The following is a 13393-nucleotide window of genomic DNA, read 5'->3' as shown; positions in this document are numbered from 1 at the left end:
ACGCGAGGCTCCAATATGGTAAGTACCAATTTAACGAACAATTCAACACTCGTACCTGTCGTTAATGAAATCAGGTTGATTTTGGATACGGCCCGCAGCAATGTAGCCAGACAAGTAAACAACGAGCTGTTGAAAACATACTGGAATATTGGCCGCATTATCTGTGAATATGAGCAGTCCAACCCTGAGCGTGCTGATTACGGCAAACAGACATTGAAAATTCTTTCCACAGAACTGACCAAAGAGTTTGGAAAAGGCTTCTCGCGTTCAAATCTGCAAAATATGCGGCAATTTTATTTATCCTATGAAAAATGCCAGACGCTGTCTAGCAAATTGAGTTGGTCACATTATTGTGAGCTGCTATCAATCTCCGATGCCAGCAAACGCAGCTTCTACGAAAAAGAAGCGATCAATGCAAATTGGTCAGTCCGGGAACTCAAGCGGCAGATTGATAGCTCTTTGTTTGAACGACTGCTGCTATCCCGCGGCGATACGAATAAGGAAGAGGTATTGGAGCTCGCACTCAAAGGTAATGAAATCACCCAGCCCGCAGATATTATTCGGGATCCTTATGTTTTTGAATTTCTCGGTCTGCCAGAAAATAAGCCTGTGATGGAAAGTGATGTGGAACGCGCGTTGTTGCAGCAGATTGAAAAATTTTTGCTGGAATTAGGCCGTGGATTTATGTTTGTCGGCACACAGCAGCGTATAACCATCAACAATACTCACTACTACGCAGACATGGTTTTCTACAACAAAATACTTCGCGCCTATATTCTAGTTGAACTCAAAACCACCAAGCTAACTCCGGAAGCAGCCGGGCAGATCAACATGTATCTAAATTATTATGCCGCTGAAGTTAACGACACGGACGATAATCCTCCCATTGGCATTATACTCTGTACTGATAAAGACAGCGTAACAGCGGAATATGCCCTAGGCGGCCTGTCTAACAACATTTTTGCATCTCGTTATGTGTTGTATATGCCGAACAAGGAGGATTTAATCCGCCAGGTTGAAGCTGTTTTGGAAAAATGGCATAAGAAAGATAACGATTAACCTGCCAGGATCAGCAATTGCTACATTGAAATTTTAATAGTTGATAATCACAAAAAATTTAGGACTTAGCTCATCGCGGCTAAGTCCTTTTTCTACACCCAATTATGCTTATATTCCTCTTGACTATTTTTGACTGCGGCATTAAAATAAACTTATTTATTAATAAACTAGTTTATTGAAAGGAGTCTACTCATGTCAACGGCAAAATTTCATTATATCAACCACGCCTGCTGCGTTGTCGCCAAAAATAATGCGGCCATCGTCTTCGACCCTTATTTAGATGGCAACCCCCAAGGCTTGACCGCTAAAGATATCAAAGCGGATTATATTTTCATCAGCCACGGTCATTTCGATCATCTCGGAAGCGCCTTTGAAATCGCAAAACATTGCGGCGCTACGATTATCTCCACCGCCGAAATAGCCGCCCTGGCTACGGAAGCGGGCTGTCAAGCGCACGCTATGCATATCGGCGGCACGTATAAATTTCCCTTCGGCAAGGTACGCGTAACGCCCGCCTTCCACGGCGCAGGCGTTCCCGGCGGCCATGCCTGCGGCTTTGTAGTTGATTTTTACGGCACGAAGCTTTATTTTGCGGGCGACACAGCGCTCTTTGGCGATATGCGATTGCTGCCCAGGCTCGACCCCTTCGATTACGCCGTGCTGCCCATCGGCGGCAATTCTACGATGGGGCCGCAGGACGCTATCATAGCCTGCGAATTTCTACAAGCCAAATACGTCATTCCCATCCACTACAACACCTGGCCAATGCTGGCGCAAGACGTTTATGCATTTAAAGCAGAAGTAGAAAGTAAGACGAACTGCAAAGCGCTCGTCGTCAAACAAGGTGAAACAATCGACATCGAATAAGCGACAAAATTTTAAGGAGGACGCGTCATGCCGGCAAAAAAACAAATTACTAAGCAAATGATTCTCGAAGCTGCCTTCTCCATGCTCAAAAGCGGCGGGATAAACGCGGTCAACGTAAAAGCGCTGGCCAAGGAGTTAAATTGTTCCACGCAACCTATCTATCTTTCTTTCGCCAGCATGGACGCTTTACGCGACAAATTGTCGTCGCTGGCCGTCGGCGAATTTTTACAAGCAATCGCCGATAAGAACGGCGAAATCAATTTATACGGAATAAAGTATGTAGAGTTTGCCAAAAAAGAAAAAAATTTATTCCGCTTCTTGTTCATGCGCCCTAACGCTTTCAGCGAACTGCAAGACGCGCTTGCGCCGATTATGCGCGACGCTATCGCAAAGCTAAAAGGAAAATATAAAATCGACGCCGAAGAAGCGCACCGTTTGCACGACCAGCTTTGGATGCACGCGCACGGCGTCGCTTCGATGGTAGCGACGGACTTTTGCGTCTGGGATTTAGACAAAGCCGCTGACATGCTTGCGGAATGCCACGCGCTTTTAGTGAAAAAATACGAGGCGCTTTAACATGACCACGCAAAAGAAGTTAGTTCTTTTTATCGTTATGCTCAGTTATTTTGTAACCGCCATCGACTGCTCCATAATTTTTACCGGCGAAGTAAAGATTGCGGCGGATTTAGCGCTCGACCAAACGTCGCTATCGTGGGTGCAAAATATTTATGTGCTGGCCTACGGCGGACTCATGCTGTTCAGCGGCCGCTTAGGCGACGCTTACGGCAGGAAAAGCGTGCTCAACGCCGCGCTCGTCCTCTTCTGCATAGGTTCGCTCCTGGCCGGCGCCGCTTGGTCCGTTCCCCTGATGATTGGCGCCCGCTTTTTGCAAGGCGTGGGCGCCGCGTTGCTGGCTCCCACCGCGCTGGCGCTGCTCATGGATTACTTTGACGGACAGGAGCGCGTTACGGCCATCGCCTGGTACAGCTCCGTATCTGGTCTGGGTATGTGCGTCGGGCTGGTGCTGGGCGGCGCTTTCGCCGATTTTCTTTCATGGCGTTACGGTTTTTTTATCAATGTGCCGTTGACGCTGCTAATGCTGTTCATCTCCTGCCGAACATTAAGAAAAGGCAACTGCGCCCAAGCCCGTTTTGATATTGCCGGAACAATTTATTCCATAGTAGCCGTTTTCAGCTTAGTTTATGCTATCAACGGTGCGCAAGAACCTCTCTTGTGGTTGGCTGTCGCGGCAGGCGGACTTGCGGCGTTCGTCCGCACGGAAAAACGCGCTCCCTTCCCCATGCTGCCCTTGCGTTTATTTACCGCAGGCTTTCGCAGCCGAGCCTACATAGCCCGCCTGTTATTTGCCGGGTCCATGATGGGCTATTATTTTTTCGTTTCGCAATATATGCAGGAAATTTTTCGTTTCACGCCCTTACAAGTAGGCTTCGCCTTCTTCCCCTTAACGCTCTTTACCTTTGCCGGAGCCATGCTGGTTCCCCGCCTGACGCTCGCCTGGGGCGACGGCAAAACGCTTTTCGCAGGCTTTTCCTTATTGTCGCTGGGCTTCGCTATCGCTGCGTTTTGGCACGCCAGCCCTTCGTATTGGTCAGCCGTAGCCGTCCCCATGGCTTTGCTGGGCTTGGGGCAAGGTCTGGCCACGAGCCCGATGACCAACCTAGGTATCAAAAACGTAATGTTAGAAGACGCGGGAGCCGCTTCGGGTATGGTCAACGTAGCGCATCAAATAGGCTGTTCCATAGGCTTATCCGTTATGGTTGCTTACAACGCTAACGTCGCGGATATTGCGCTTATCTACCGCAACTCCATGCTTATCGCTTTGCTGCTAATTGCAGCCGCGTTTACGGTAACATTATTTAAACGAAGCTAGAGTAGCGCTGCGCTCGTCAAAACAAAAAGCGAAATGCCGCCAAGGAAATTTCCCCTAACGGTATTTCGCTTTTTATGTCTGTATTTTTATATATGGAGAAACCTGCGCCAGCTGGCGTTTTTATTAACGTCGCAGTTGCCGCAGTTATCGCAGCGCAGCGGCGCCTGCTCCCCAAAGTATTCCAATAAAACCTTACGCAGACAGCCGGAGGTATTGCAGTAAAAAATCATTTTCTCCAACAGCTGCAGCTCGTGCTCCTTCCACGCCAGATCCGGCTGCTCGTGGCCGATAAGGTAGGTGTTGACCGCAATATCAGCCCTGTCGTACAGCAGCAGACATTCCGACGGCAGCCCGTCGCGCCCTGCACGGCCCGCCTCCTGATAGTAGCTTTCAATATCCTTGGGCATATTATAATGCACCACAAAGCGCACGTCCGCCTTATCGATGCCCATGCCGAAGGCGTTGGTCGCTACAATCAGCGGCGCCTGCCCGCTGACGAACAAATTTTGATTTTCCCGCCGTTCGCCGGGAGTCAGCCCCGCATGATAGCGCAGCGCCAAATGCCCCTGCCGCAGCAGCAGCTTAGTAACCAGCTCCACCTTTTGCCGGGTAGCGCAGTAAATAATACCGCACTGCCCCTCATGCTTATTTAAAAAATTCAGCAGCGACCTGTCCTTATCCTGCGCGCGCTCCACCGCAAAATGCAGATTGGGGCGGTCAAAGCCCGTCACCACCACCTCGGTGCCAAGCATTTCCAAACGGCTGCAAATATCGCGGCGCACCAAGGGCGTCGCCGTAGCCGTAAAAGCCGCCAGCAGCGGGCGCACAGGCAGGCACTGCAAAAACTGCGGAATATTGTAATAATCCTTGCGGAAGCTGTGCCCCCACTGGGATACGCAGTGAGCCTCGTCCACCGCCACCATGGTAATATAAGCGCGCTGAGCAAAGGCCACGAACTGCGGATTAGCCAGCCGCTCCGGCGCTACATACAAAAATTTGCACTGCTTGTTCAAGGCCGCATGCAGCACCTTGCCGTACTCGTTGCCCGTCATGCTGCTGTCTAAATAAGCCGCCGGAATGCCACGCGCCGTCAAAGCCTCAGCCTGATCCTTCATTAAGGATATCAGCGGTGAAATCACCAGCGTCACGCCCTTCAGCAGCAGCGACGGCAGCTGAAAGCAGACGCTTTTGCCTGCTCCCGTCGGCAGCACGGCCAGCACGGGCCGCCCCTGCAAAATTTCCTGAATAATTTTCTCCTGCCCCGGCCGAAAGCTGTCGTAGCCGTAATAATGCCGCAAAGCCCGGTGCAGAAAAGCGCTGTCGATTTGTCTTGCCATATTTATCCCTGCGCCAGCTTTTTCCAGGCTTTTTTATCCAGCCGTTCCAGCAAAATGCCCGTTACGCTGCTGTCCTGATTAACATAAAGCGCGAAGCGCAACGGCTGCTGCTGCTCGTCCTGCCAAAAATATTCGTAGCACACGCCGCCGACGCCGTAGGTCACGGCGTCAGGCTCGCCGTACTGCCCTACCGCCCGGCCTGCGTTATCGCCGACGCTGACGCCGCGCATAGTAATATAATTCTTATCCAATATTTTGATTGCCTCCAGCGTCTGCTTCCGCTTGTCCACCACAAGCTCCGCCTTATCGTACCGGTACAGCCAGCGCTTCTTTCCTTCCAGCAGTCTTTTATCCAGCAGCTTGCCTAAGCTTTCCTCCGCCTTGTCCGCGTCAAAGCGCTCCCCCAAAGCGGCGTAAACCGTCAAATCAAAATCCTCGGCCGTCAACTCGTCCCGCAGTCCCTCGCCCGTAAAGGAAGCGTACACATAGCCCCGCACGCCGTCGGCGTCAGTTTCCAACCAGTCGCCCTTATGGTCCAGCACCCGCAGCAGCGCGTGGTGCTGCAAAACCTTCAGCACCTTGCCGTTTTCCGGTGCGCTGCGAAAGTTCACGTCGTCGTCCTTCAATACGACGAACTCGCCCTTGCTGTAGCCCTTCAGTTTATCCGTGAGATAATAGCTCGCAGTCTCCTTAGCCGCAGCGCCGTTAGCCAAAGCCAGCAAAGAAGCAATTATCGCTATACTCCTTTTTAGCATTTCATACTCCTTAATCCTAAAAACAGCAGCAGCCAAGAGTCTTGGCTCCTGGCTGCTATTTTTACTTACCGGCAGGCCTGCACTTGTATTGGCAGCTGCTCGCGCAAATCCTGCATACTGTCGTAGCCCACCTCGTGTACCACATACTCCGGTTGAATGGTATCCAAAATTTTCTTCGCCGCCTCCGTATGGAATGGCTGGTGCTGGTCGATGGAAGTAACGTGCTTCCATATCCGCTCCATGCTCAAATCCTCCGGCACCTGATGGCTCAGACTCCGCTGATAAGCGCCGGACAAGGAACAGCTCAAATGCACGCCCTTAACCAGCTGCCTGTAATCCCCCAGCTTCTCATAAACGCGGCACACATAATCCGCGCCTTCGGCTTCGCTTTTCAAACGCAGATTAGTATTCATCAAATGGCCCGTATCCAGCATAATACCCACGTTATCACGGTGCAGATGCTCGAAAAAATATTTGACATTGCGCACGTCGGTCAGGCGCAGGCCGGGCCACCACAAATTTTCAAAATACACGGCCACGTTAGCGGGGATCTCGTCGCACACCGCGTTAAAGACCTCGGCGGCGGCAGTCAGCACCTCTCGGTCGCTGTAATTAAATTGGTAGGTAAAAATTTCCTCGTTGTTGGCCTCGGCCACATGCCACACCAGATATTCCGGGTTCTGCGCCACAGCCGCGCCGATATTGCGGCGAATAACCGACAGCCATTCGTCGCAGCTCATAGCGTCCTTAAAATATTTATTGCGTTCGCGGATATTGCGGAACTGCTGCTTCAAGCGCTTGGCCTTTTTCAGCCAGAAATCCATCCAATAGGGCCAATAATTCAAATGCACGCCTACGGTTAAATCCTTATACTGACCAGGAACAGGCTCCAAGGAATAAACAAACTGCTCGATGCCGTCCACACCCAAAGAGGCGACTAGTTCCTCCAGTTTCCAGCCCTTTTCCCGCAGCTCTTTTTCGTACCATTCAATAGCGCAATAATTAAATAAATGCCTAGTCATTCTGTATCCTGCCCTTCCTGCCGCCGCAGCGCTGTTCTACCGCGGCGATAAATCTACTAAAAAGGACTGCAACCATGCAGCAGTCCACAATATACAAGCATTTTTCACATCGCTCAAAAATGATAGCAAATGCAAACAAATCTCTAAAGCGAAATTAAGAATAAGTTTTAATATCGCTGTATTTCATTATATCATCATCAGCTTTTTTTGGCAACAGCCTTTTCTTTTGACAGGATAAACGCCGCTTGTAAAACAAACGCAGGCGTGCATATACAAGGCAATATCCTACCTTATTATATGCAGCCTGCGTCCATCTGCCAAACGCCTGGCGCCACTGGCCCGCTTGACCCGCTCAAAGTCAGCAGCACAGCGTTTCCTAAAGTAATACTATTATTTTCAATATACGGCTGCAGCAAACTCAGTAGCCTTTGCAGTTTCGCCGCCTTGATCTCCGTACTGCTGATAATCACAGGATACATTGTAAAAGCGTCGCGCAGCAGCAGCGTAATTTCCTTATTATTGGAATCGCGATAAAATTCAGCCTGAAAAGGCAAACCCTGCTGCAAAAAACCTTCCCGCAGCCTGCTTACCAGATAATTTTCATACAAGCTTTTAAAATAAACTCCGGGCAGCAAAGCCGCAGCATCCGCAATTTGCAGCAGATAGGCAGCCACGCCCGTATCGCGGAAGTAAAGCTTCGGCGCCTTCACCAAACGACGGCCTGCTATAACAGTATTAAGCGGCTGTACAAAATAAACCGCTCCCGCGCCCTCCAGAAATTGCAGCCACTGCTTCGCCGTCGGCGCGCTGATGCCCACATTATTTGCCAAAACGGCATAATTAACCACACCCCCGGCCATACTGGCTGCAGCGCACAAGAAGCGGAAGAATTTAATATCGTCCTTCACCGTAGTATGCTCCATAATGTCATGCTGTAGCAGGCTGTTAACATAAGCCGCAGTTTGCTGCCCCCAGCTTCCGTCAACTATCAGCGGTAGAATATCTTTGCTCTGTCTTTTACTTACGCCAGCAGCTAAATACGCAGCCGTTGGAATAAATGGCTCCCGTGCCTGAGCCGTCAGCGGCAAATCAAGAAAAACGGCTGTACCGGCGAAACTCTCGGCTTTTTCCTGCAGATAGCAGCTCTGCCTGCAGCAGGCAATTATCTTGTTCCAAGGCAGTTCGCTTTGCAGCAGGCAGCTCAGCAAGGACGGCGCGCAGTGCAAATTTTGCAAAAACACCGGCAACGGCAAGCTGCGCACAAAAGCCGCGGGATTCTGCTCCACCTGCATACGCATATTGGGTAACGCCAAATCAAGCGCATTATACCCGTCAGTCAACGCCGCCAGCAGCTCATTTTGGTACTCGCTGCCGCAGGTACGCAGAACGACCAGCTTATTATTCATTTGTAGATTGCGAATAATTCTTTGTAAATTGGACATAATTGCCTTTCCGGAAACATATTTATCTGAATTTTCTATACTACTATTACTTGCCTTAGCATTCAATCGCATGATATAATTTATACGAAAATTACATAAGTAGGGCGCTACCTCATGGTATCTATTTTAGCAGTATCTTGCGCTTCGTTTTTGCGAAGCGCCGGTACTGCTTTTTATTTTGCGCCGCATTCTACCTATGAGTTTTCACCCCCAACATATTAAATCAAAGGAGATGAAACTATGCCCAACGAATTTGTCAAACCCGAATACCTGGAAAAACTCGCCAGGCTGCGTCTTATTGACGACACCTTCATGCGCAAAGTCTTTGAAAACAACACCCCCGCCACGGAGCTGCTCTTGCGTATCATTCTTCAGGATGATAAAATTAAGATAGTCAAATACCTGAGCCAATATACGCTTACCAACCTGTCCGGACATTCCGTACAATTGGACGTACTAGCCCAAGACGCTTGTGGTCGTTACCTAAACGTAGAAGTACAAAGCAAACCGGATGGCGCCTCGCCGCAGCGCGCCCGCTATTACGTAGGCGCAATCGATACGGCGCACTTTCCTAAAAGCGTCGACTACCGCACGCTCTTTGACACTTACGTCATCTTCATCACGGAAACCGACGTACTTGGCAAGGACAAGCCCATCTACCATATCGAGCGTAAAATTGACGAAAGTGGCGAACCCTTTAACGATGGCTCCCACATTATCTATGTCAACGGCAATTGCCGTTATGAGCAAACTGCATTAAGCAGGCTGATGCACGATTTTTTCTGCACCAATGCCAGCGATATGCATTATCATGAATTAAAACAACGTGTAAAATATTTTAAGGAAACTGAGGAAGGAGTGCAGACTATGTGTAAGATTATGGAAGAACTTAAACAGGAAGGTTTTGCCCAAGGCGAAGCTAAAGCTACATTATCGTCAATCAAAAGCCTGAAAATTTCCCAAAACTGGACTACTGAGCAAGCATTAATCGCTCTCAACATCGATAAAAAGGACTGGGCAACATATATTGCATTGCTATAAATTATAATTGCGACTAATTTGCCGCTAGAGCAAGTTCAAGCAATCCGCGTATAGCCCACGCCACAACTGCATATTGCAAACCAGAGGACGGCGCAGGCCGTCCTATTTTACTTGCGATTTTTATAAAACTAGCTAAAAATAAACTGTGATTTCTTAAACTTGAAATTCCTACAGACTTTTCCCTCAAGAAATTTCAGCAAAATTATTTTTTCGAAATTTCTTCTATAAGAATAATCTTTTAAATGTTGATTTGCTGAAATTTCTATGGTAAAATTACCTCAGAAATTTCATTTTCCGATTACTTCGGAGGAAAGGATACGACAATGGCAAATCGCGCTGGAAATCTTGTAAGCAATCTGTCAGGCGAAATGGCATATAAATCATTTCGTCCGACTCCTCTCCCACCAAACCCTCCTATTGATGTGTCAGGCGAGTTACTCACAAAACTAATTGATGCAAACAAAAAAATTGCCACACTCGAAAGTTTATCTTTCCGCATACCAAGCATGAACCTTTTTGTATCCATGTATGTGCGAAAAGAAGCCTTGCTCTCTTCACAGATTGAGGGGACACAGTGTACCCTTGAGGATATTCTGAATCCTTATATAGAAGATAACACAAATAGGGATATTTCCGATGTCGTTAATTATATCCGTGCGACAGAATTTGCACTGAAGCGCTTAAAAACTCTCCCCTTGTGTAACCGTCTGATTAAGGAAACCCATGCAGTTCTTTTGGAAAGTGTGAGAGGTCAGGAAAAAAATCCCGGAGAATTCCGCTACTCTCAGAATTGGATTGGCGGTCAGGGAAGTACCATCAAAAACGCCCGATACATTCCGCCTAATCCAGACGACATGTTAAACTCCATGTCTGACCTTGAGAAGTATATCAACAGCAACGATACTCTCGACTCATTGATTCAGGCAGCTTTAATTCATTACCAATTCGAAACCATTCATCCTTTCCTTGATGGTAATGGACGTGTTGGCAGGCTGCTTATCACCCTCTTCCTAATGGAAAAGGGTATCTTGTCAACGCCAGCACTTTATATATCTTATTATCTTAAAATGAATCGTATCGAGTATTATGATCGCATGACTCAGGTACGTCGTACCGGTAATTACGAACAATGGGTAACCTTTTTCCTTCAGGCTTTTGCAGATTCTGCCGAAGATGCCATTCACACCATTGACCAACTTACTGCTCTGCATAATAAAAGTACCGCAATGTTTGACGCTCTCACTAAAAGACAGCGCATAAGCGTTCTTAAAGTGTTCGCTTATCTGGAGTCCAACCCTATTATTGACATTCAAAAAACAGCAACCAATCTCGGAATATCCTATAATACGGTAGCAAAAGCAGTTTCAATTCTTGTTAATGACGGCATTTTAGAACAGACTGCCAAATTCGGAAAGGCCAAAATTTATTCTTATACCGAATACTTAAACATTCTTCGGAAAAACACCTAATCTAGACATTAATCCCCTAAGAGATATGCTTTGAAGTGCTATAATAAAGTTGTAACAGCAGTGACGCTCTAATGCGAAAGCGTGTAGCTAAAATCGCGTGCAAGTATCGCTCGCGGAAAAAATCTGCATGTGGCCGACTCCGTGAAAGTGTAGCAGTTTGCCCGTAAAGGTGTGACAATTTCACCGTGATAGTGTGGCAAATCTTCTTAAATATACAACTCTGAATTATAATTGCGACCAACTTGCCGCTAGAACAAGTTCAAGCTATCCGCGTATAGCCCTCGACACAACTTCATATTGCTCGCTAGAGGACGGCGCAGGCCGTCCTTTTTTACTTACGATTTTTATAAAATACAGTATAACCGACTAGCCATTATCACTTCTTAGTATTTCTATATTCATTAATTTCTGTACTAAATCTTTGAAAGTCTTCACTGGAAATTCTACATCTAGGTTCTTCTGCATATTGAGAAAGCATTATTATCTCTGGAACTTTATATACTCCTTCTTCCTTTAAACACTGATATTCACGATTACACCAAGACAAAATATATTTTATATCTTCCAAATCCTTCGTTGAAAATTTTGGAGAATAACTTATTAAAAGAGGACACCTTGGAAATCCCTCTGAAAGATCATATATGTAAACTTGTTGCATTATATTTGCCCAGCTATATAACGGACTTTCTATAGATAATCTATATAGTGCTCTAAATAATTCTGACTCCATGAACGGTCCATATACATTTAATATTCTATCGATATCATTACGAAATTGAATAGCACTATTTATAATATAATATCTCCAGCATTGTCTTGGACAAACATTGGCTTCCGTTTCTAGATTCAATAAAGCGTATATTTCTGTCATAACCTCAACTGAAAAAAATTTGTCGCTAGAAATATCTTCTTTTTTGCCGACAGATAATCCATACATCTCTTCAAATAGATGCAAAAATCTCGTGGCAAAAATCTGTACTTCTCTGTACAAGCATATTCTTTTGGGTTTTAATTCGGCAGTTGCTTTTTGTTTTACAATTCTATCCGCGATCAAGATAGAGTAACACGCCATAATAAAACTAGCCAAAATATTGATTGCCAAGGATTGTATATCAAAATTCGGGAATACTAATGAACAAATCACTAGCATGACAAGCGCTATTGTTAAAGTTATTATCAGCAGTTTATTACAAGTAAAAAATTCTGCTATCTTTATAAGAAACTGTCGCAACCTCGTTTTACACTTTATCTTTTGTTTCTTTATTAATTCTAATATTTTGTTTTTATATCTCAAAACAGTTAAATTTTTATTCATAATTATTATATACTAGTCACTTCTATAGGAACGCTTTTAAGTGAGAAAAAGTTATCTCCATCATCAATTCCTACCGATAGATAGTACACACCACTACCATCCAACGGTACATTATTAAAATTATATCTAATCGTTTTAGTGTGCTCATATGGTTTTACATCTATGAGCTTAGCATTATTACTTGTATCAGATTTTAGCACTTCATCATCGCTTATTAGTTGATTCTGATCGTTAAATCTAATTTTACCCAATTTGAAAGCTTTAACTTGACTCTCTGTATTCGAAACTAATTTTAGTAAATTTAATGTTAATTCATAAGTTAGTTCTTTCTTATATTCTATAGTTATTAAAGCAGAAAAATTTATTTTTCCTTCCATAGTAGTAATCTTACGCAGAGGTTCAAAGGCTACCACGCCATTACTTTCTTTCGGAAAAGCTACTACAGATATATCTATTTCATTCATAAACTCCAAAACTTCTTCCCTATTCATCTTTTTCACCATCCATATTGATATTCATCCAGCCATCACTTATATTTTGATAATCTCTTCTAGCAATTCTCTCTTCTATATTTCTAGTATGCTCTTCTACCCTATTAAGTATTTGGCTTTGATTATTGAGAAGATTTTCATAATCAGAAAATCTTTGTCCCATCTCTGAATAAATTCTAGATGTGCTAGTGACTTGTTGACTAATGTTACTAGAAGCATTTTCAATAATAGTAGTTAAATTCTCCAATCTTGTTTTTACAGCATCATTCTTTGATTCTGCTAATATCGTCATAATGATAGCTAAAACAGAAAGTATTATTGATGATAGCGTACTGCCAAAAGATATATAGTTAAGTAATTGAGCACTATCTCCACACTTACTAGTAACCAATACAATAATTATGCCTAACATTATAAACATAGAATATTTAAAATCTCTTTTAGTTAATCTGATGCATTCCTTTTGGGCACATTTTCCTTGAGCATCACTATTTGAACAATAATTAAATGCCAGTCCTATAAGAAATAATAATATTACTGTAATCCAAAAACAACTTATTTCCATCATAGCACCTCTATCCTACTATAATAATGCACTTAAATTACTTTAATCACATCTTGCTCTTTTCCCAATTCCATGCATCTCTGCACATAGCAGCCAAATCTCTTCTTGCCTGCCAACCTAATACCCTAGCCGCTTTGTC

At 45.3% G+C, this 13393-nt stretch carries 13 protein-coding genes; 6 read left to right on the top strand and 7 right to left on the bottom strand.

Features of this window, described 5'->3' with window-relative positions; genetic code table 11:
- Nucleotides 1-15 precede the first annotated feature (15 nt).
- The 4 genes from Q4E64_RS05600 (at nt 16) to Q4E64_RS05585 (ending at nt 3817) form a co-directional block, all read left to right on the top strand.
- Complete coding sequence (locus Q4E64_RS05600; protein WP_303166769.1) at nt 16-1059, top strand: YhcG family protein; 1044 nt, start codon at nt 16-18, stop codon at nt 1057-1059.
- A gap of 192 nt (nt 1060-1251) precedes the next feature.
- Nucleotides 1252-1926: a metal-dependent hydrolase gene (locus Q4E64_RS05595; RefSeq protein ID WP_303166768.1), complete on the top strand. Its 675-nt coding sequence runs from the start codon at nt 1252-1254 to the stop codon at nt 1924-1926.
- Between the two features lie 27 nt (nt 1927-1953).
- Nucleotides 1954-2502 carry a TetR/AcrR family transcriptional regulator gene (locus tag Q4E64_RS05590; protein ID WP_303166767.1) on the top strand — a complete coding sequence of 183 codons (549 nt, stop codon included), beginning with the start codon at nt 1954-1956 and terminating at the stop codon, nt 2500-2502.
- Nucleotides 2503-2539: 37 nt separating this feature from the next.
- Nucleotides 2540-3817, top strand: coding sequence for an MFS transporter (locus tag Q4E64_RS05585; RefSeq protein ID WP_303166766.1), 1278 nt, complete (start codon nt 2540-2542; stop codon nt 3815-3817).
- An 86-nt stretch (nt 3818-3903) separates the two neighbouring features.
- Here the strand turns inward: Q4E64_RS05585 and Q4E64_RS05580 are convergent, their stop codons facing one another.
- From Q4E64_RS05580 to Q4E64_RS05565, 4 genes are all read right to left on the bottom strand, one after another.
- A complete protein-coding gene (locus tag Q4E64_RS05580; protein WP_303166765.1) occupies nt 3904-5154 on the bottom strand; it encodes an ATP-dependent DNA helicase RecQ in 1251 nt (416 codons plus the stop codon).
- A 2-nt stretch (nt 5155-5156) separates the two neighbouring features.
- Nucleotides 5157-5909 (bottom strand): hypothetical protein, encoded by a 753-nt coding sequence (locus Q4E64_RS05575; RefSeq protein WP_303166764.1) that lies wholly within the window; start codon nt 5907-5909, stop codon nt 5157-5159.
- Between the two features lie 65 nt (nt 5910-5974).
- Nucleotides 5975-6931, bottom strand: coding sequence for a TIM barrel protein (locus Q4E64_RS05570; protein WP_303166763.1), 957 nt, complete (start codon nt 6929-6931; stop codon nt 5975-5977).
- Between the two features lie 293 nt (nt 6932-7224).
- Nucleotides 7225-8373: a DUF4143 domain-containing protein gene (locus Q4E64_RS05565; protein WP_303166762.1), complete on the bottom strand. Its 1149-nt coding sequence runs from the start codon at nt 8371-8373 to the stop codon at nt 7225-7227.
- 240 nt (nt 8374-8613) lie between these two features.
- Between Q4E64_RS05565 and Q4E64_RS05560 the strand changes: the two genes are divergently transcribed.
- Together Q4E64_RS05560 and Q4E64_RS05555 are read left to right on the top strand one after the other, a co-directional pair.
- Nucleotides 8614-9414, top strand: coding sequence for an Rpn family recombination-promoting nuclease/putative transposase (locus Q4E64_RS05560; RefSeq protein ID WP_303166761.1), 801 nt, complete (start codon nt 8614-8616; stop codon nt 9412-9414).
- A 323-nt stretch (nt 9415-9737) separates the two neighbouring features.
- Nucleotides 9738-10883, top strand: coding sequence for a Fic family protein (locus Q4E64_RS05555; protein ID WP_303166760.1), 1146 nt, complete (start codon nt 9738-9740; stop codon nt 10881-10883).
- Nucleotides 10884-11259: 376 nt separating this feature from the next.
- On the opposite strand, the gene Q4E64_RS05550 is transcribed toward Q4E64_RS05555, so the two are convergent.
- The 3 genes from Q4E64_RS05550 to Q4E64_RS05540 are packed head-to-tail and all read right to left on the bottom strand — an operon-like array spanning nt 11260 to nt 13257.
- The gene (locus tag Q4E64_RS05550) at nt 11260-12198 is read right to left on the bottom strand and encodes a hypothetical protein (protein ID WP_303166759.1); all 939 of its coding nucleotides are present in this window, start codon (nt 12196-12198) and stop codon (nt 11260-11262) included.
- A 5-nt stretch (nt 12199-12203) separates the two neighbouring features.
- Nucleotides 12204-12662, bottom strand: a complete 459-nt coding sequence (locus Q4E64_RS05545; protein WP_303166758.1) for a hypothetical protein — start codon at nt 12660-12662, stop codon at nt 12204-12206.
- A gap of 19 nt (nt 12663-12681) precedes the next feature.
- A complete protein-coding gene (locus tag Q4E64_RS05540; RefSeq protein ID WP_303166757.1) occupies nt 12682-13257 on the bottom strand; it encodes a hypothetical protein in 576 nt (191 codons plus the stop codon).
- Between the last annotated feature and the right edge of the window lie 136 nt (nt 13258-13393).

Origin of the sequence: Phascolarctobacterium sp. (genome assembly GCF_030531065.1) — a bacterium.
Lineage (GTDB): Bacteria > Bacillota > Negativicutes > Acidaminococcales > Acidaminococcaceae > Phascolarctobacterium_A.
This window is presented reverse-complemented; position numbering and strand designations above follow the sequence as displayed.